Annotated in this window: 17 protein-coding genes; 7 read left to right on the forward strand and 10 right to left on the reverse strand. The window is 37.0% G+C overall.

Annotated elements, in window-relative coordinates:
• The first annotated feature begins 12 nt into the window (after positions 1 to 12).
• The 5 genes from N0B48_RS12040 (at position 13) to deoC (ending at position 4,498) form a co-directional block, all read left to right on the forward strand.
• Entirely contained in the window at positions 13 to 1,275 is a 1,263-nt protein-coding gene (locus tag N0B48_RS12040; RefSeq protein ID WP_259839038.1) for an NAD(P)/FAD-dependent oxidoreductase, read from the forward strand.
• Positions 1,272 to 1,943 (forward strand): tRNA (guanosine(37)-N1)-methyltransferase TrmD, encoded by a 672-nt coding sequence (trmD, locus tag N0B48_RS12045; RefSeq protein WP_259839039.1) that lies wholly within the window; start codon positions 1,272 to 1,274, stop codon positions 1,941 to 1,943. The genes N0B48_RS12040 and trmD overlap by 4 nt, the downstream gene beginning before the upstream one ends.
• 381 nt (positions 1,944 to 2,324) lie before the next feature.
• Entirely contained in the window at positions 2,325 to 3,260 is a 936-nt protein-coding gene (locus N0B48_RS12050; RefSeq protein WP_259839237.1) for an endonuclease/exonuclease/phosphatase family protein, read from the forward strand.
• An 18-nt stretch (positions 3,261 to 3,278) separates the two neighbouring features.
• Complete coding sequence (locus N0B48_RS12055; RefSeq protein ID WP_047452322.1) at positions 3,279 to 3,749, forward strand: Lrp/AsnC ligand binding domain-containing protein; 471 nt, start codon at positions 3,279 to 3,281, stop codon at positions 3,747 to 3,749.
• Positions 3,750 to 3,751: 2 nt separating this feature from the next.
• Positions 3,752 to 4,498, forward strand: a complete 747-nt coding sequence (gene deoC / locus N0B48_RS12060; RefSeq protein ID WP_259839238.1) for a deoxyribose-phosphate aldolase — start codon at positions 3,752 to 3,754, stop codon at positions 4,496 to 4,498.
• Between the two features lie 40 nt (positions 4,499 to 4,538).
• On the opposite strand, the gene dusB is transcribed toward deoC, so the two are convergent.
• From dusB to N0B48_RS12075, 3 genes are all read right to left on the reverse strand, one after another.
• Positions 4,539 to 5,534, reverse strand: coding sequence for a tRNA dihydrouridine synthase DusB (dusB, locus tag N0B48_RS12065; protein WP_259839040.1), 996 nt, complete (start codon positions 5,532 to 5,534; stop codon positions 4,539 to 4,541).
• Between the two features lie 110 nt (positions 5,535 to 5,644).
• Entirely contained in the window at positions 5,645 to 6,319 is a 675-nt protein-coding gene (locus N0B48_RS12070) for a hypothetical protein (protein ID WP_259839041.1), read from the reverse strand.
• A gap of 170 nt (positions 6,320 to 6,489) precedes the next feature.
• Entirely contained in the window at positions 6,490 to 9,681 is a 3,192-nt protein-coding gene (locus N0B48_RS12075) for a DUF8818 domain-containing protein (protein WP_259839042.1), read from the reverse strand.
• A gap of 185 nt (positions 9,682 to 9,866) precedes the next feature.
• Between N0B48_RS12075 and N0B48_RS12080 the strand changes: the two genes are divergently transcribed.
• The gene (locus N0B48_RS12080) at positions 9,867 to 10,601 is read left to right on the forward strand and encodes a T9SS type A sorting domain-containing protein (RefSeq protein ID WP_259839043.1); all 735 of its coding nucleotides are present in this window, start codon (positions 9,867 to 9,869) and stop codon (positions 10,599 to 10,601) included.
• An 89-nt stretch (positions 10,602 to 10,690) separates the two neighbouring features.
• Positions 10,691 to 11,554: a lamin tail domain-containing protein gene (locus tag N0B48_RS12085; protein WP_259839044.1), complete on the forward strand. Its 864-nt coding sequence runs from the start codon at positions 10,691 to 10,693 to the stop codon at positions 11,552 to 11,554.
• Between the two features lie 401 nt (positions 11,555 to 11,955).
• On the opposite strand, the gene N0B48_RS12090 is transcribed toward N0B48_RS12085, so the two are convergent.
• From N0B48_RS12090 to N0B48_RS12120, 7 genes are all read right to left on the reverse strand, one after another.
• Complete coding sequence (locus N0B48_RS12090; protein ID WP_259839045.1) at positions 11,956 to 14,778, reverse strand: aminopeptidase; 2,823 nt, start codon at positions 14,776 to 14,778, stop codon at positions 11,956 to 11,958.
• Between the two features lie 54 nt (positions 14,779 to 14,832).
• Positions 14,833 to 16,212 (reverse strand): orotidine-5'-phosphate decarboxylase, encoded by a 1,380-nt coding sequence (gene pyrF, locus N0B48_RS12095; protein WP_259839046.1) that lies wholly within the window; start codon positions 16,210 to 16,212, stop codon positions 14,833 to 14,835.
• A 124-nt stretch (positions 16,213 to 16,336) separates the two neighbouring features.
• A complete protein-coding gene (locus N0B48_RS12100; protein WP_034723657.1) occupies positions 16,337 to 16,678 on the reverse strand; it encodes a YkvA family protein in 342 nt (113 codons plus the stop codon).
• A gap of 84 nt (positions 16,679 to 16,762) precedes the next feature.
• Positions 16,763 to 17,302 (reverse strand): TlpA family protein disulfide reductase, encoded by a 540-nt coding sequence (locus N0B48_RS12105; RefSeq protein WP_259839047.1) that lies wholly within the window; start codon positions 17,300 to 17,302, stop codon positions 16,763 to 16,765.
• A 48-nt stretch (positions 17,303 to 17,350) separates the two neighbouring features.
• Positions 17,351 to 17,914 carry a thioredoxin family protein gene (locus tag N0B48_RS12110; RefSeq protein ID WP_259839048.1) on the reverse strand — a complete coding sequence of 188 codons (564 nt, stop codon included), beginning with the start codon at positions 17,912 to 17,914 and terminating at the stop codon, positions 17,351 to 17,353.
• Positions 17,915 to 17,929: 15 nt separating this feature from the next.
• Positions 17,930 to 19,000, reverse strand: a complete 1,071-nt coding sequence (aroC, locus tag N0B48_RS12115; RefSeq protein ID WP_034723662.1) for a chorismate synthase — start codon at positions 18,998 to 19,000, stop codon at positions 17,930 to 17,932.
• 50 nt (positions 19,001 to 19,050) lie between these two features.
• Positions 19,051 to 20,682, reverse strand: coding sequence for an LIC_10190 family membrane protein (locus tag N0B48_RS12120; protein WP_259839049.1), 1,632 nt, complete (start codon positions 20,680 to 20,682; stop codon positions 19,051 to 19,053).
• Between the last annotated feature and the right edge of the window lies 1 nt (position 20,683).

Genomic DNA, 20,683 nt, shown 5'->3' on the forward strand with positions numbered 1-20,683 from the left:
AATTTGTGTATTATGGAAACACGCGAAAAAATCATCATTATAGGAGGAGGATTTGCGGGGCTGCAGCTTGCAAAAACGTTAAATAACAAGAACAAAAAAGTAATCGTTCTGGACCGGGTGAATCATCATATGTTTCAGCCGCTTTTTTATCAGGTTGCGTGCGGGAGGATAGAACCTTCCAATATTTCCTTTCCTTTTCGGAAGATTTTTCAGCAATCCAGAAATACACAATTCCGTCTTACCGAAGTAAAAGAGATTGATCCGGCACACAACAGAGTGATCACGGACGAAGCTGAATTTACCTATGATAAACTGATCATAGCCACCGGATGTAAAACGAATTTTTTCGGTAATAAAGATATGGAATCTAGAGCTTTCGGGATGAAAAATACCCAGGAAGCGATAGGAATCAGAAATCATATCCTGATGACCTTTGAAAAACTGATTCTTGAAAAAAGCAGAAGCGACGATGGTAACTGGAATATCGTTATTGTAGGAAGCGGACCCACCGGTGTGGAATTGGCAGGTGCTTTTGCTGAAATGAAAAAGGAAATTCTTCCGAGAGACTATCCTTACATGAATTTCGACCATCTTAAAATCATTCTGGTAAGTTCCACCGAAAAACCTCTGGCTGTCATGAGCAGCGAGGCTCAGGAAAAGTCTGAAAAATATCTTAAGGATCTTGGCGTTACTTTCTTAAGCGGTGAGATCGTGACAGATTATGACGGCAACAAAGTTTACATGAAGAGCGGAAAAGATATTCCTTCCAATAATGTGATCTGGGCAGCGGGTGTTACGGGAAATGTGGTAGACGGATTTCCGGAAGAAAAATTAGTAAGAAACAGATACTTAGTAGATCGATTTAATAAAATAAAAGGTTACGACAATATTTATGCAGTCGGGGATATTGCCTATATGGAAACTCCAAAGTATCCGCAGGGACATCCGCAGGTAGCGAACGTAGCCATTAATCAAGCAAAAAATTTAGGGAAAAATTTTCTAAAGAAGAATGAAAGCGAGTGGACGGAGTACGAATATAAAGATCAGGGCTCTCTGGCAACTATCGGAAAACACAGAGCGGTAGTAGATCTTCCGTTCATCAAATTTCAGGGATTCCTGGCGTGGTATTTCTGGATGTTCCTTCACCTGATGCTGATTCTGAGTGTGAGAAATAAACTTGCAGTCTTTTTCAACTGGATGTGGAGCTACTTCAACAAAGATTCTTCTTTAAGATTAATTATTTCACCGAATAAGAAAAACGGAACATTACAATGAGAATTGACATAATAAGCGTACTTCCTGAATTGATGGAAAGTCCGTTTCAGACTTCTATTTTAAGAAGAGCAATGGATAAAGGTTTGGTAGAAGTTCACTTTCATCAGCTGAGAGACTGGGCTATCAATAAGCACAGACAAATAGATGATGAGCCTTACGGAGGCGGAGCAGGAATGGTGATGATGATAGAACCCATAGATAAATGCATCTCTGATCTTAAATCCCAGAGAGCCTATGACGAAGTGATTTACCTGACCCCGGACGGAGTCACCCTGAATCAGAAAATTGCCAATTCCCTTTCTATAAAAAATAACCTGATCTTTTTGTGTGGTCATTACAAAGGTATTGATCAGAGGGTTCGGGATCTTCACATTACTAAAGAAATTTCAATCGGAGATTATGTGCTTACAGGCGGAGAACTGGCGGCATGCGTTCTCGCGGATTCCATTATCAGACTGGTTCCCGGAGTATTAAATGATGAGCAGAGTGCCCTTACGGACAGTTTTCAGGATGATCTTCTCTCGCCGCCTATCTATACAAGACCTGAAGTTTATAAAGATTTAGAGGTGCCGAAAATACTTTTAAGCGGCAATTTTGCCAAAATTGAAGAATGGCGTCATGAAGAAGCTGTAAGGATTACTCAGGAAAAACGTCCGGATTTACTTTAAAAATGATAAGTGAAATACTTTAAATCAGTATTTTTTTTCACCTATTTAAAAAGCTAAAAATAAAACGGAATAAGAATTGATGTAAAAATCAAAACAAGCGAAAATTATTAATTTAGATTTTAAATTTGACTATTATTTTCCTTATTTAAAGGGAAAATAGATGTTGTTTTAATTTTTATTTTTGTTCTGATAATTTTAAATGCTTAATAATTTAGCCGTATAAAAGCTTTCTTGTTGATGTTTTTTATACAATAAGTACATTTATTGTATAACATTAATGTAAAAATATTATAAATAAATTAACGGAATTTGAAAAAAAATAATAAATTTACAACGGAAAAGAAAGTGATAATTTTAAGATAGCAATTTGTGCAGATGGAGATGTTCTCTTTTTACAATGTCGAAAATTTATTTTTACCTGATCCCAAACCAGCCCACAGATTAGATCCTACGAGATCGGGCTTGAAAAATTGGGACGAACAAAGATATAGGAACAAGCTTTTTAAAATATCACACGTTTTTCAACTGATGAAGGAGGAAAATGGCGTCCTCCCATTTTTAATTGGACTTTCAGAAGTCTCCGGAAGGAAAGTTTTGGAAGATCTGGTAGAAATGGAACCTTTTAACTCAGAATACGGGATTGTACATTACAATTCTATGGATGAGAGAAAGGTGGATGTAGCCCTGCTATATGATAAAAGCAAAGTAGAAATCATAGATTCAGAAACTATTACTTTCTTCTTTGAAATTATAAATAAAAAAAACACAGAAAATTACGACACAACCAGAGACGTACTATTTTCTAAAATTAAATATAAAGGAACTGTTGTTAATGTTTTTATCGCCCATCTTCCCTCCAAGCGAGAAAAAGACGTTAACAAGCCAAAAAGAGACTTTATTCTTAATGAGATCCGTTCACGGATCTTGAGGATTGTACTTGAAGAAAAGGAACATGTGATATTGTGCGGTGATTTTAACGAAAACCCGGATGATGAAAATTTAGTAAAAATTCTCTACGACAACGATCATGAGGAGGTATTGGTAAATCCTTTTCTAGAGTTGTTCTCTACAAGAAATTATTCTACTTTTCATTATAAGTCAGGTCTGCTTTATGATCAGATAATCATGTCAAAATCTCTCTTTGACAATGATGTTTTGAACTTTCAGAATGCTCAAATTTTTAATTCTGAAAAAATAAGCAGCCGGACAAGAAATTTTGAAGGACGACCCTTCCGAACCTATGCCGGTACACGGTATTTGGGCGGATACAGCGATCACTTTCCGGTTTTTGTGAAATTTGAAAAAACAAAAACATAAATAATAAAAAAGTAGAAAATGAAAAATTCAAGCAACACAAGTTATCATTTAGATTCAATTGACAAGGAGATCATTTACATGCTGATGGATAACGCTAAAACATCGTTAGCCCACATCTCGAAGAATGTCGGAATTTCCACTACGGCAGTCCATCAGAGAATCAAAAAACTGGAGCATGCCGGAGTTATTGAAAACTCCATTTCTTTCCTTAATCCTAAAAAAATAGGATACAAAGTAATCTCGTATATCGGCGTATTTTTAGATCAGCCAAGCCATTATCAGGAGGTTGTAAAATCTCTGCATGATGTAAACGAGGTAGTAGAAGCCCATTATACCACCGGGAACTATACCATATTCTTAAAAGTTCTTTGCAAAGACAACGACCATCTGATGCAGATTCTTAACAAACTTCAGAAGTTTAAAGGGGTGACAAGAACGGAAACTTTCATATCTTTGGAACAAGGTATTTACAGACAACTGAAAGTATAACGATTATGAACATTGCCCAATATTTGGATTCAACTTATTTGAAAACACCTGCGCAGTCAGGAATCTCAAACGAAGAAACATTACAATTAGATAAGGAACTTGCGCAGGAAGCGATTGACAACGGTATTTTTGCCGTGATGATTCGTCCGGATTATGTAGAGGATATCAAAAAGTATATTCAGGAAAGAAATTCAAATGTTGCGGTAGGAACCGTAATAGGTTTTCATGAAGGAACCTATTCTATTGACGAAAAGCTTGCGGAAGCTTCGAAAGCAATTGAGGACGGAGCCGATGAACTGGATTTTGTGATTAATTACAGTGCCTATCTTAAAGGAGATTCGGACCTGGTAAAAAAAGAGTTTGTACAATGCACTCAGTTGGGATTGCAGCATAAAAAAGTGGTTAAATGGATCATTGAAATTGCAGCACTTACCGATGAGCAGATAGCAGATATAACCAAAAATATTTCAAACTGGGCTGAAGAGAATTTCTCTGAGAATGAGCTCCCGAATATTTTTGTAAAATCTTCTACAGGCTTTTACCAGACTGAAGGTGGAAAACCCAACGGAGCAACATTTGAAGGCATTAAAATCATGCTGGATAATGCAGGAAAACTACCTGTAAAAGCTGCCGGAGGTGTAAGAACCCCTGAAGATGCTGAAAAAATGATCAGCATGGGAGTGAAAAGAATTGGAACTTCCTCAGCACTGGCATTGATTAAAAACGAATCCTCATCAGGAAGTTATTAAAACATAAAAAAAACCATCAAAATCTTGATGGTTTTTTTATTTATACCTGTGCCTGATATTCTTCGTAGAATTGCTGTGTTTCTTTGATTAACACATCCATTTCTTCCAAAGTATACACCTCAAGGAATTTTTTTCTGAATTCTTTGAAATGAGGTACTCCACGGAAATAATTGCTGTAATGCTGTCTCATTTCGATAAGCCCCAGCTTTTCTCCTTTCCATTCTGCACTCCATTCTGCATGTTGACGTACTGCCAAAAGACGGTCTGAAATAACCGGTTCCGGAAGATGTTCCCCCGTTTTAAAGAAATGTTTGATCTCGTTAAATATCCATGGATAACCAATCGCGGCACGACCGATCATAATTCCGTCGCACGCATATTTCTGTTTGTATTCAAGAGCTTTTTCCGGAGAATCGATATCACCGTTTCCGAAAATAGGAATCTCAATGTTAGGATTTTGCTTAATTCTTGAAATATGTTCCCAGTCCGCTTCTCCCTTGTACATTTGGGCGCGGGTTCTGGCGTGTATTGTTAATGCTTTGATACCTGTTTCCTGTAAACGCTCTGCCACTTCATCGATATTGATGCTGGTACTGTCCCATCCTAAACGGGTCTTAACCGTTACAGGCAGGTGAGTAGAGGTTACAACGGCTTTGGTAAGGCGAACCATGAGGTCAATATCCTTAAGAACTCCTGCTCCTGCTCCTTTGCACACTACTTTTTTTACAGGACATCCGAAATTAATGTCTACCAGATCCGGGTTTACCGTCTCTACAATTCTTGCAGACATCGCCATTGCTTCCTCATCTCCACCGAAAATCTGGATTCCGACCGGTCTTTCGTAATCGAAAATATCCAGCTTCTTACGGCTCTTCATCGCATCACGAATCAGGCCTTCAGAAGAAATAAATTCTGAATACATCATATCTGCCCCATGCATCTTGCACAGTCGTCTAAACGGTGGATCACTTACATCTTCCATCGGAGCCAGCAAAAGCGGAAATTCCGGCAGTTCTATATTGCCTATTTTTACCATGCGGCAAATTTACGAAAAATACAAAAGATATAATCTATCGGTTTATTTCATAAAAAAAAATAAAAACCCGATCACGATCGGGTTTTATATGAATGATTATTTATTACTCATTATTGTTGGTATCTAACATTCATTCTGATAAACTTAAATCCAGGTATGCACAGTAATGCATCGGTATATACCTGAACTGCTTTTATTTTGGATGGCAGTAAATTATTGTTTTGCAGATTCTGTTTAAAACCATGCAACACGGTATTCGCTGCATCATTTGACATGAAACCTGGCTGATTAGGATCACTGTTGAACATATCCCCATATACTGCTGCATTGTCAGAATTCTGTCCTATGATAAAATACATTTCTGAAAGGTTTGAACTGTTGGTGTTTGCGTATTCAGTCTGTGCCGCCATATTATTGCCGTAGATCAGCTGAATAAAATTAGGAGTTGTCCCGAATGAAATAAAAACATTATCGAGAACGAATTTTGATAATGTCGTCTGATTTCTTCCAAACAGAGCTGTATAATCTCTATACGCAACACTGTAATTGCTGATATATGGGTAATTGGGATTCACGAAAATTGGATTCATAGAACCTCCGCCACCAGCGCACGTAACATTTTTATTGGCTATTGAAGAAAGCGTGGCTCCTGTATTTTTTGATGCTGAATTTTTCGAAACTTCAGTTTTTGATACCTGATCCGGGTTTTGAAGATCCGCCATTTCATTGGTATCACATGATGATAAAATAAACAAAGTTGTCACTGCTAAAAGTAGATTTTTCATAAAAATTAATTTTTCACCAAATATAGATTTTTATTTAATAATTGCTGAATTTATATAAATTAATTTTTTATAATGAATTTATTAATGATAATCAAGAGTGTTTTTGATTGAATGGTGTCAATTTTCTATTCTGATTTAGAAATTAGTAATGTGATGAGAAGTATTGAAAATTAGAAACTGGCTTTCACCTGCATACTTCCGATATGAATGGTTCGTTCTCCGGAATTCCTTCCCTCGTAATTTAAATTAAGCTGAAGGAAAGAGTTGATCGCTTGCTGAATAAAAACACTCCAAACCTGATTTTTCCCAGGCTTAAGGCCGTCCAGCATCTGGTTTCCGACAATACTGAAATTGTTTCCTGTGAAATTGTTGTTGATAAAAGAAAAATTCCCTCTGATCGAAGTTTTCTTGCGTTCCCACTGAATCGTTCCGGTAATATCAAAAGCCTTCAGTAATTCTTCACCATCGATTCTCTTTTTCTGACGGTACGCAGAAGAAAGCTCAGCCTGAATGGCATCTGTAAATTTATAAGTTGCTTTCGGTTTCGTTTCCATGTTATTCAGACGGTAATCCCTTGTGGCAAAAAGCTGGGATGAGTTTTTGAGATCGTGGACGGAATTTTCCCAATCGACCCTGAATTCCTTATTAAACCAGTAGCCGACATTCACGAAGTGAGACGTTTGCTGGCGTTCCTCATTACTGAAATTGGCATTGATGAGATTATCGTTGGTAATGAAACGGTAATTTCCGTTCCAGCCTGATTTTTCAGTTGGATTGAACTGTACGGAAGCTAGAATATTCTGGTTTTTGAGGATCTGGTCGCTGTTTTTTTCAAAAGGATTCAATACCAGAACCTTGTCTTTTTTATAGAATGAGTTTTGTGAATTTAACGAAACATTAAAATTCCAACGCTTTAAAAATCCATTTTCAGAATTGAAAACAATCGCCGGATTGACAAATAATGCCAGCTGGATTTTATTTTTATTGGAAGGAATATAGCGTACCGAATTGGTGTAAATCCTGATATACTGTGCTAAGTCGGAATATTCTGCAATTTCGAATTCATCAAGTTGCTGGATGCCATCTCCGTTGTAATCCGTCCATTTATAAACACCCTGTCCGTCCGTTACTTTTAGGTATTGGAATTCCCGCTGTGCTTCCTGCCCGTTTCCTAGCTCATAAAAAGCCTGCAGACGCATCCCGTTTCTGAATAACTGCTGGTTATACAATATATTCCCGACAACAAAGTCATTATTTCGGCTCACATCACCTTCATTGCTTTGATAGAAAAATTTTCTGTAGTGTACCAAAACATTTAAAGTCGTTTTCTCGGTTTTAATCAGCTGACTTTCCGCCATGATCCCCAGAATGTTGTTCATGTTCTCAAGCCTGTTGTTTCGCACAGAGTCATTGTCCCTCATATATACTTTGGCCAGCAATTTTGTACGCGTACTGTCCCCGATTTTTTTCTGTACAAAAAGCTCTTTCCAGCTGAAACTGGTGACATCCATGAGTTGTGTATCGTTATACTTTTTCTCATTATGCTCCATGCTTCCTCCGAAAGCCCAGCTTCCTTTCTTACCGGTAAATTCTGTAGAAACTCCACCTCTGATGAATTTAGTGTCCTGAAGGGTAGCGTTCGTATTCAGGTAAGATAAATTTCCTTTTGTGAAGAACTTTCCGGTGATCCAGCCAAAATCCAGGTCATTTTTTATCCCTTTGTAGGTATCCTGCTCATCCAGATAATTGATTCTGTAGTTCAACGTGGATTTATTGTTCCATTTATTTAAAAAGCTGAATGTAAATCTGTTTTGAGTTCGCTGGCTGAATTCCTGTATTAAGTTAAAGTCTCTTGAGAATTCCACATCATTGATACGGTCTAAAATATGGAACTGTTTATCGATGTACTGGTATTCGAAACTTGGAGTTCCTTTCCATTTGCTTTTTGTAAAAGTTTTATTTCCGAAAACACGCCATGCATATCCCATATTCTGGGCAGCATCTTTTGAGGAGAAAAGGTTAAGGTCGTAATTACTTAGGGAGAAATCGGCGCCTATTTTTCCTTCTTTTAAAAGATATTCGGAATTCACTGAATACACCTGTGATTTCTGGGGTGAAGGAAGTTTTCTTACCGCTTTGTAATCACCCATATTATTTCCTACATATTCAAAAACACGTCCGTTATTTGTAGTCTGTGTAATTTTATAATTGCCTTTATTGACCCCGAAATAAGTAAAAGATACCTGATAAAGTGTTTCATTCTGATCTGTGGAAAATTCATAGAAATTTCCTGCAGAATTCAGTTTGTACAGGATTTTATTCACATCGTATGCGGTAACCACCCCTGATGGAGCATACATTAAATCAGGGTTATTTCCGGCGTCTGCCAGAATCTGTTCGTCTTCTTTAGAAAGATTGAGAGCGAGAGGAGCGTTTTTATTGTCATTTTCCATGAACCAATTCAAACCCACTTTAAATTTTTCCCTTTGATGCTCAACTTTTCCGGTAAATAAATATCTTGAATAATTTCTGTTCGTATAGTTATAGGAGATTGTAATGAAATTCTGCTGGAAAATCGGTCGGAAACTGGTAAATGTTACTTCTCCCGTATTATAGTTGATGGTATAATCTTGATTTTCCCCGCGTTTCATCAAAATACCGTCTATAAATACCTGCTCAGAACCGGAAATAAGCGTTATGAATTGTTCGCCATTCTTACCCGTCAGTCGGTAAGGTCCCTGGTTGCCTTCTACCCCTTGAAAACGAATCCTGTGAAATTCACTTCGGGCCACACCCATGGAAATATCTACAAACGTTTTGTTTTCATCTCCAAACTCGGTCTGGAACTCAAGCCCCATGCTTCGTCGCTGGAATTTTGCAAAATAGGTTTTGGCTTCCACAAGATCAAGATGTCCGGCTCTGAGGATGGATTTATCCTTAATATTAAGCTGCATGTAAATCTTGTCGAATTCTTCCAGGGTTTGTGTATAGCCATCAGCCTGAATAGGCAGGTTGTGATCCGAGATACTGGCTAAAATAGTAACATCCTTTGAAAGACGACCGGAGATCTGAAGGTCCATAGAACTCTGTACAGACTGCCCCTGGTTGTTACCGAAAGTAATCCCACGGATAATGGAGCCTTTTGAATTCAGTTCCCCTAAAAATCTTTTCTTATCGTTTTTGGCAAGTACAGCTTCGTCTACGATTATTTTGTTATTGGTTCTTACGAAATCAAGAGTGTCCTTCGCAAAAATGTCCTGTTCAAATCTTGCGGCAAGAATACTGTCTTTCTTGATACTGTCCTTCGGAATGTTTGGATTTTTCCACGAAAATATTTGTGCATGAGCCGAAAATATGCCCATGAAAAATAAACCGATCAGAAGAAAAAAATTGCGCAAGTCGTTAAAAATAATTCGTAAAAATAACTAAAAAATGTTAATAGTTAGGGTTTTAGCATTATTAACAAAAAATTAACCTAATTATTGTATAGGGCGAAAAAAATCAAGTAATTTAGCCACGGAAATTATTAATTATTAAATTTTAAATCATGAAAAAACTTTATTCGTTATTTGCTGTAGCATTTTTGGCAGCATCATTCTCTGCACAAGGAACCGAATCTTTTACTAATGTAACTGCGCCAGCTAATTCTTATGCAGGAGGGAATTATACCGGAGATAATAATGTAAGCTGGACTTTTGCTGGTGCAAGAAAAGTGACTTCTACAGATAATATTACAGCAACTTCAGTTGGTTTTGATAGTAGTGGTACAAGAAGCGTTAGCGCAAGTTCAGGAGCAAATGGAGTTGGAAGTGTTACATATACTGTCAGATCTTATTTCACAGGCGGGACTGCAGCTAACAGAACAATTCAGGTGTATGTAAATGGAACTATGTATGAAACATTTACATTATCGGCAATGTCTACAAATTATACGAGAACAGTAAGTGCGAATGTGCCAGGAAACGTAACTATCGAATTTAGGTCTACGGGCTCAAGACAAATAGTATTAGATGATGTTTCATGGACATCCGCAGGAGCTCTTGGAGTTGCAGACAGCAAAGGAAGAAAAGAAGTATTCATTAAAAATACTTCAGTTGATCAAGAAATTCATTTCGGTTTAAAAGCGGACGTTAAAATTTTCAATGTTAACGGACAACTTATTAAAACTGCATCTGTTAATGAAAATGGAACTTTAAACGTAATAGATCTTCAAAGGGGGATTTATATTGTAGCCGGAAATATTAATGGTAAAGCGGTTTCTGAGAAAATAATTAAAAGGTAATTTTAATTAATTGTTAAATATATACCGTCATTTTAGTAAAGTGACGGTTTTTTTGTATTTTTATCCTATAAATTTAAAAACTTTTTATAATGAAAAAAATCTTTACTGTTTTAGGATTAATTTCCGCTACTGCATTTATGAATGCTCAGATTGTGATCAATGAAGTATATGGAGGTGGGGGAAACTCAGGATCTACATACAAAAATGATTTTGTAGAATTGAAAAATATAGGGTCTACTCCAGTTACTTTATCAGGTGCTACTTTACAATATGCTTCTGCTGCAAATGCTTTTAATCAATATCATCCTTTACCCGCTATTACATTAAATCCTGGGCAAAAGTACTTAATACAAGAAAGCGCAGGTGCAGGAGGTACAACCAATTTACCAACACCAGATTATATTGCACCGGTTCCCACTAACTTTGGTTCCGGAACAAATACAGGAGCTGGATTTGCTATGGCGGCAGGGGCAGGGAAAATTGTTTTAGCAAATAATGGGGTACAGGTTGTAAGTCCTACTGATTCTAATGTGGTAGATTTTGTTGGCTATGGAACAACAGCGAATATATTCGAAGGTACAGGACCGGCTCCAGCTCCATCAGCTGCGAATTCAGTTGCAAGAATTTCAGGTGATACGAATAATAATGCTGCAGATTTTGTTGCTGGAGCTCCAACTCCACAAAATACAACTTCAGGTTCACTAGCTGTTTCTGACGTACAAAATGCTAAAGCTGGAAACTTCGTAAAAAACACTTTCGTAAAAAGCGACGAAATCACTTTCGGTGCTGATGTGAAAGATGTAAAAGTTTACAACACGTTCGGACAGGTGGTGAAGTCTGCTTCTGTAAAACAAAACGGAACGGTAAACGTTTCTGAGTTAGCAAAAGGAAACTACATCGTAACAGGAACTGTAAACAACGAGCCAGTATCTCAGAAGATCTTAAAAGATTAATTTTTTAGTTTCTTTAATGAATATAAGCTCGGGCCATTTCGAAGAAATGGCCCGAGCTTTTTTATAGAATCATTCTTTATAATATATTTTTGTTTGAAATATATCAGTTAATACTTCGTATAGTTTATAATATATTTCTTTTTGGGGTTATTCTTTGATGATCCTTGTTTTTGTGGTATTGTTTTTGATATATTCCCTATACAGATAAAAGCCAATGGCTTTCGTCTGAACCGGATGAAATAAATCTGTTGAAAAGAATTTAAAAGTTAGTTTTCAATATAACATGTTAAAAGAAGCAGCTGTACCTTACAGTTGCTTTTTTATTTAAACCAAGTTTATGGAACTATTAAAATGAATGCTTAATAGTAAATTCGATCCTCCATCTTCTTTCTTCCAACTCCTTAATACCAACCTCTTCTGGCTGCGTTGATGACCGCTCCAAGATTAAGGACAAGAGTATATCTGATTCGTTTAGCATAATCCTTAAAAGAAGGTTCAAAACCTAAGGACGATTGTATCGGGAAATAAACTTCCAGGAAATCAGGAATCACTCTTACTTTAATACCGGTGTCCCAGATGAATTCTGTCGGACGGCTTTTGTTTTTATACATTCCGACATCCGCATACACATGAAATATCTTCCAGACACTTGAGTCTACATTCAGAGAAGTGATCCATTGATTGACAGATCCGGGAAGAAAAGATTTAAATCCTCCGTCAGCTAAGATAAATTGTTGAGAGAGAAGACCACTGTTGGCACTTTCACCCAAAAGATTGTAGGAGAAAGAATAGTTTGAAACCCTTGAGATTCCATAGTTGAACATATTATTCCTAGTTTCATTCCTTACGAAATAACCAGCGAATAACCTGACGCTTAATTTCTGTTTAGGAGCAAATTCCCATCTGTAAAACCCTTCAGCGGTTATCTTATTAAAGTCTTCCATGCCCTGAGTGCTTAAACTCAGGCTTTTTTCATGGATCATCTGGCTGTCACTATATCCATATCCGGCGGTCCACAGATTGTATTTGCCATAATCTCTATTGGCAACCATTCGCGGACTCAGATCTCTTTCCAGATAATTGTAAGAAAACCCAATACTTCTGCTCACCGTACTTCTAGGATTTTTTCTAAAACTGAAACTCGAAAATATAGAACCTTTTCTGTAAGCCAATCCATAATCGTAGTGGAAATAAGATCCCGACACTCCAAAAGTAATACTTCTGAAAATGCTTTCAGCGGGAAGAAAAGAGTAGGAGACAGCTCCCGATCCTGTCAGTTTTCCGGTTCCGGTACTATACGTTGGAGTAAATGAATAGAGGAACTTTTGATCGAAGAACGACTGATTTTTTAAATTCACTCCCAAAAGGAATTTATCATACGTATTATTAAAACGTACCCTTGGACTGATGTATATCTCGTTGTATTCAGGATTGGGAATATCCTTAATCAGCTTGAATTTTATTTTTTTTGCATTCGAAAACAATCCTTTTGCATACAGGAAATTGTCTCTGTATTTAGATTCAGGGAAAATATATCCGCTGTTAAGTGTTACTTTATGAATATCTTCTGAAGCCGGAAGAGCGAAATTGGTAACCTGCTCGTTTTGTTCCGTATTTATCCAGTAAGATTTTTTCTCACCTTCACTGGTTTGGGTTTCCAACTTTACGGGAATTGGAGAATCTGTATTTTTTGCGATTTCAATATTAAGAGAATCATCTTCTTTTCGGACATTTTTCAGTCTGAAGTTAACTCTGTTCTTTTGTTTTAAAAAATCTGAGAGATACGCTGATGTTTTGTCTTTTTCAGCTAGCTCCTTCAGGAATTCTTCAGGATTGATTTTTCTGTCCGTATTTTTGGCGATATAATCTTGCACAATGCTGTTGAAATGATCATAGCCCATTTTTTCTGCCGTATAGTTGAACAGACTTCCCGTTTCAAAACTGCTGACGGCCATATCATTAAAGTTGCTCAAAACCGTGAATTTTTCACTGATCTTCTGATCCAGATTCTGAGACATGATATATTGATACGATAATCCGTAACGGTCGATAAGTTTCACCTGGGAAGCATGGAATAGTTTCAGAGGTTTTACCCCGAAAATTTTTGTTTCCGGAAGATTACCCAATAATTTGGTGTCTTTGTAAAACTTTTGAAGGTACTGGATTTCCAGATATGATTTTAAACCGTTCTTAAACCAGTGATGTTCCTGCTTATCTGCAATAATGCTTTCGTCAAGGATCTTTTTTGTGATGATTCCAAAATAATCGAGGTCTGTCTTTTCAGTATCCGTGAACAGTTGAAATCTGAATTTCCAGAAAGCAATATCATTATTCCCGAAGAAATCTTCCGACGACCTGAATTTATCAGATATAAAAAGATTTTTCGGAAGGAAACCTATCTTTTCTTTAATAAATTTTAGATGTAAAGGAAGGTAAAATTCAAGATTCTGCTTTTCTTCCGGCTTCAGGTTATATCCGAATTTGATTTCGGTTTCTGATCCATCCACACTGACTTTTATAGAAGGAAGTCCATTTTGTGCAATTACGAATTCAGGATCGGAGTCAAGATACCCCTTAAATGAATTCATCTGAACCTGTGGAAGGTTACCTTCAATAAAACTGTTGGGAGGAAGATCGAAATTAACGGTCCAGAAAGTGTTGAAACTCACAGACTCTTCAATATCATGATAATTTCTTTTAGAAATATTGTCCGGATCAAAATGATCCGGAACAATAAAGAAATATTTTAATGCCGTCATTTTATCAGCTGTACCATAGCCTGTAAATTTCTTATCAGGAAGGGACATGCTGTAATGAAGCTGTAATGTAATGCTTTCGCCAGGCTTTAGAGCCTCTGTTAAAGGAAAAAAAATATTTTCATCCGCCTTGGAGTTCACCGGAACCGCCTGTTGTGCTGAATTTTTGATCTCTAAATCCAGAAGTTTACCAAGTTGTTCTGGTTTTGCAAAATGAAGGTCACTGCTGCGGTCTTCCAGTTTTCTGTAAACCAGGGATGTCCCTTTTTTGTTATAAGCAGAAACCCAATTGAGAAGTTTCACCGAATGCAGGTCTTTATCGGAATGATTGTAATACACAATTTCCTGATTAACCTCCAGCGTTTTTCTGTCGGCTGATAATTTTGCTTCAATATATATGCTGTCTTTTTGCCCGGAAACCTGTACAATTCCCCAAAACAAAACAAGGCATGTGGTGATCTTTTTCAATATCCTGTGATAAAGCCCAAATATAAACTTATTTTGAATATATTCAACAGCGTTTTAGCCTTGGATACTGTTTTTTTGCAAAGAATTAACATACGCGTTCCAGCCCTCGTTTTTATAGGTAATAGCAGCCGTTTCAGGATCATCAGATTTATAAATTCCTCTGCCTACAATGATGAAATCGGAATGAAGCATTTTGAAGACGTGTTCAGGCGTATTGTACTGTTGTCCTTTTCCATCTCCTGAATCTGCAAGGTTAACACCCGGAGTGAAAAGCAACAACTCTTCAGGAATCTGATTCTGAGATACCCCACCGATTACGTTTGGATGTGATAATGCCACTTTCAGAGCCTCTTCACGGTAAGTGGCCGTCGTCAATGCACCTTTGGAAGACATTCCTACAATAGCCACAACTCCTACATTTTTAAAGCAGTCTAAAGATTCAAATCCTCCGATCACCTGCGAGGTCACGAAATCTGCCCAGTCTGAAATTTTAAATACACCGCTGGTAAACTGAAGTTCCTGCGTGTTGCCGATATCTGCAAACTTTCTGTCCTCCATCAGTAAAAACTGGTGTTTTTCAGCCAATGCTTTTAACGGAAGAATTGTTTTTTCGTAGTCAAAATCTGAAATGATGTCAATATGCGTTTTCAGTGCAATCACGTGAGGGCCTACTTTTTCAGCAAGAGCAAGTAATTCCTGTGTCGTGGTAACATCTGCAGATGCAATCAGGTTTGATTTTTTAGCCAAAGTCGTTTCAAGTAATTTTTTAGAAACAGAATGTTGTGCGTGCGCAAGTTTCTGCTCGTAAGAACTTCTTGTCTTTTCTTCAAACTGAATATGGTTCCCCTGAAGGAAATCCTGGATTCTTTTTACTTCCTCGTCAGACAGTTCTCCCGTTTCCTGAAGAATAACACACACCTCAGAAATATTGAAAAGAGTATGAACTCTGTACCCTTTGCTTTCCAATAACTGTTTTCCGCCTTGCTCTCTATCCAGAACCACAACGATGTCAGCTACTTTCAGGTCTTCCTGTTCTACCTCTGCGATGGTTTCCACAAGAGATTTTCCGGAAGTGATCACATCCTCCACCAAAAGACAGTTTTGTCCTTTCTGATAAATTCCTTCGATCAGCTTTTTCGTTCCGTAGTTTTTGGCTTCTTTTCTTTTAATAATTAATGGAATATAACTTTCCAAAGACATTGCAGTAGCCATCGGAAGCGCTGCATAAGGTACCCCGCAGATTAGATCAAAATTATCCAGAGGAAGCATCTCCAACAGATAATTAGCCAGATTTTTTAAAATTTTCGGGTCTGAAGCCAAAGGTCTCAGGTCTACATAGAACGGACTTTCGATACCGCTTTTCAAGGTAAACCTTCCGAATTTGATGATGCCCAGCTTGTAGCACTCTAAGAAAAATTCTTTTTTACTTTCCATTATTTTTTATTAGATACTGCAAATTTAATGATTTGAAATAAGGCTTAAAAATTTATCCGTCATTTGTCAATAAAAAACCATCCCGAAATGTTTCAGGATGGCTTTAGAATATTTCTGTAAATTATTATTTTACAATTTCTGCGTCAATAACTTTTGTGCCGTTCAGCCTCTGTTCAGCTTCCCACAGTAAGAATTTATCCACTTCTTTGATCAGCTTTGGAATCGTAAGCGATAAAACCGCTAAGTCATCCATGACACCCAAAACAGGGACAGCAAATTCAGGAAGAAGGTCAATAGGGGAGATCACATATAAAAGTCCCAGAAGCGGAAGAATAATATCAATGGATCTCATCGGATATTCTCCTTTTCTCCATAGTTTTACCATTCTGAAGATATCAGGAATTTTTTTTACGAAACCTTTGTGGCTGATGGCTTCTTTTGCAAGATTCAATTTTGAATATTTCATTTTGTGTTTAGTTTTAATAAATTTTTCAACACAGTAAATTTCGCAAATTTTATACCAATAAACTATAAAATTTAGTTAAATAAATTACTTGATGATATTATCAATGAACTGATGCACAGTCTCTGTGTTCCAATCTCTGTAGGCATCCTCCTTTATGATGATCCTTCCATGCTGATCGATAAGAAATGTGGTAGGAAATACTTTCGGAAGTATTTTTTCTGAGATTGGACTTTGAGCAATATACACAGGAACGTTATAATTATTTTCCTTTAAAAACTTTACGACCGCCTCTTCCTTGTCATTCATCGCAATAAGGACAAAATCTACATTTCCTTTTCTTGAATCATATAACTTCTGAATGGTAGGCCATTCTTTTCTGCACGGCGGGCACCAGGTTCCCCAGAAATTCAGGAAAATAGGTTTGTTCTTAAAAGCCTTAAGATTCGTACTCGGTACATTGATTCCTTTCAACTCAACATCATAATCCTCTTCACTTACATGCACGGCATTTTCAATTGTAGCGATCGGAAAAAACTGATCTCTCAGGTATTCCTTTAATCCCGGGACAAAAGCGACCACACCAATAATGATGATAAGGACAATATAAATGATATTCTTTTTCATGCGTTGATCTTTACTGTTATTTTAAGCCGTATGGAATTCAATCTGTAATTATAATAATTCTAAAATCTCCTGAACTGAATCCTTGCCTCTGTTTTTGGCATAATACAATTGAAGATCGTTGTAAAAATTATCTTTAGGGTAAGCTTCTGGATCGGCCTTGTGCTTCATTAAAAGTTCGTATCCGTATTTTGGGCGGGGTCCCCATGAATTTTTCACATTGAAATCCTTGTCCAGAATAATCACTTTTGGGATTGATTCCGTACCGTTGGTCATAAACTGACCGATCAGACTTTTATCACTATCTCTAAGGAAAATTTTCACCTCATTGTGCCCTTGGAAAAAGGTAACAAGAGCAGGAACGGTAGCACTGGCATCGCCGCACCACGCTTCTGAAATGATGAGAATCTTTCCTTCAAAATTCTTGGCGGCTAATTCTTTTAACTGTTCTTCATCCGGAACATACTTTTTAAGTGTTCGGTCCATTCTCTGAAGTCCCAGTTCGTAATATTGTTTATATTCGGTTTCCTGTTGGTTGGAAGGATTTTCCAGTCTTTCTTTTCCGATGCGGATATATTCTTCAAAAGAGATACCCTGATCCCAGTAATTTTTCATTACTAAAGTATTTTATTAAAAATTGTTAATGTTTCTCGTTTTATTGATCAAAAACAGGTCAGCCAGTACAAATGCGGCTAAGCTTTCCACTACAGGAACTGCTCTTGGCACTACACATGGATCATGACGTCCTTTTCCTTCTACAGTCACCGGATTTCCGTATTTGTCTACACTGTCCTGAGGTCTTAAAATAGTAGCCACAGGTTTGAACGCCGCACGGAAGTAAATATCCATTCCGTTGGAAATTCCTCCCTGGATTCCTCCTGAAAGATTGGATTTCGTCGTAAAATCAGTATTGAAAGCATCATTGTGCTCCTTTCCGGTCATTTTTGCTCCGCAGAAACCACTTCCGTATTCAAATCCTTTGCAGGCGTTGATATTCAGCATTGCTTTGCCCAATTCAGCCTGAAGTTTTGAAAATATAGGTTCTCCAATACCCACAGGAACGTTTTTGATCACGCACGTCACTGTTCCGCCAATGGTGTTGCCTTCCTTTTTGATTTCTTTAATCCTTTCGATCATTCTTTCTGCAGTTTCAGCGTCCGGACAACGTACATCATTGCTTTCCGTTTTGGAAAAATCCAGTGCCTGATAAGGTTTTTCACAGAAAATATCGCCTACGGAAGAAACATAAGCATTGATCTCGATACCCGATAAAAGCTGTTTAGCCAATGCTCCGGCAACGACCCAGTTGATGGTTTCCCTTGCTGATGATTTTCCTCCTCCGCGATAATCTCTTATTCCAAATTTCTGGTCATATGTGAAATCTGCATGACTCGGACGATACGAATCTGCAATATGATCGTAGTCCTTAGACTTCTGATTTTCATTTTCTATAATAAAACCGATTGGCGTACCTGTAGTTTTTCCCTCAAAGATTCCGGAAAGGAATTTTACTGTGTCGCTTTCCTTCCTTTGAGTAACTATCGCAGACTGGCCAGGCTTTCTACGATCCAATTCATATTGAATTTTATCGAAATCTACCGTTAATCCTGCCGGAAAATTATTGATGATACCGCCGTAAGCCACGCCGTGACTTTCTCCAAATGTTGTAAGACTGAGAAGATTACCTAATGTGTTGAACATGATACAAAATTACCTATTTTTCTTCAGATAATAAAGTTTCTGGATTTGTTCTATTTATCAGTGTTTTTGATATTATTGATAACGTTCTCCAACTCCTTTTTTTCCTGTGGGGTGAGTTTTTTCCAGATCAATCCTTTTTTGATATTTTTTTCGTCGATGTATTGTGGGAAAATTCCTAATTGTGCATCATCAAGAACATATCCGGAAGAAATAGCAGGAAGAGGCGTGTCAAAATTAAAAGGGTAATCTTTTGATACATTGAACTTTAAATTTCCTGTCTGAAACGTTTCAAATTTGTTGTAATGATAGGTCGAAGGTTTATAAAGCTGTTCTTTTTTGAATCCCGACATGAAACTTCCGGGCCTAAAACTTGGAACATACTGACGGATAAAGTTTGGAAAACTTAAAACACCAATCACCAGAAAACTTAATGTAGAGCAAAAAACAAGTGAATTTCTTTTATTAAACTGAATGAACAAAATAAAAAATATGACAAAAAACACGTCGATAAAAAAGCGGTATTGTGCCGAAAAAGCCAATACCAGCATACTTTTTATTAACAGTGATATACAAATTAAGGTGATGATCTTTTTCTTTTTAAGGATAGCAAAAACAGAGAATAACGCTAAACTCAGGATGAAAAGAATATTAATCTTTGATTTAATTCCTTCCAGCGAAAACCAGTTTCTGACCGCATCATAAGAAGAAAATTTTTGAATTTCTTCATAGGTATACTGCATATCGTACGTTTTCTGAATAGCATATTGAGAAGAGATTTTTAAAACCTCAGGATTAGGTTTCCAGTTGAATCCAAGATCGCCTACAGCAACAGGAAATACCGGATATCCAAATGTCCATATGTTTTTAATAAAGAATAGAAGAAGGATAAGAATTCCGAAGAGGGAATGTTTATAATTGGGTTTAAAGATAAACATTGAACAGAGAAAAACGAAAATGGGAAGCCAGATCATCGTAGGCTTTATAGAAAAGATGAAGACAGAGTAGGCGAATAAAAGACTGATGTTTTTATTTCCTTTTATGATTTCATTTAAGATAATTAATGATAAAGTGATCACCGGAAGATCGGGGCTGGGAGACTGCGAAAAAAGCAACAGTACCGGAACAAAGCAAAGCTGTATCCAACTTTTTCTTTCAAAAATATAAAGAGTGTAAATGATCAGCAGAATAGCATTCATCCTTAAAAAAGGATCTGAGAAGCCGGAAAATCCTGCCTGAAAAATATGCCATACAGACATTTGTCCCAACGTAAGATCCAGATTGGAAATACCTTTAATCAGACCAAATTCTGTAAGCCATTTGATCGTGGGAACATAATATCCAAAATGATCCAATATATAAGGATAAAAAGAGCTTGCATATACAATGATCAGTGAAATTCCACCAATCAGAAAAGTATCTTTCTTTGAGAATTTATAGAATTCCAGATAGAGTTTCTTGATGAAGAAGAATGAAACTCCCACCAATGCGAAAGGAATTTCTACATATATAGTAAAAGGAATGAAGAATGCAAACACAGTCCAGATTAAACTAAGTCCTAATATTCCTGTTAAAATATTTCCCGAAATTCCGTTAAATAAAGTACCTGTGAATCTTTCCACGATTTTTCCCCAGCCTGCGAGAACCGGGAGAATGAGAACCGAAGAAAGTAAAAGTAACATCATA

Origin of the sequence: Chryseobacterium herbae, assembly GCF_025154075.1 — a bacterium.
GTDB classification, from domain to species: domain Bacteria; phylum Bacteroidota; class Bacteroidia; order Flavobacteriales; family Weeksellaceae; genus Chryseobacterium; species Chryseobacterium herbae.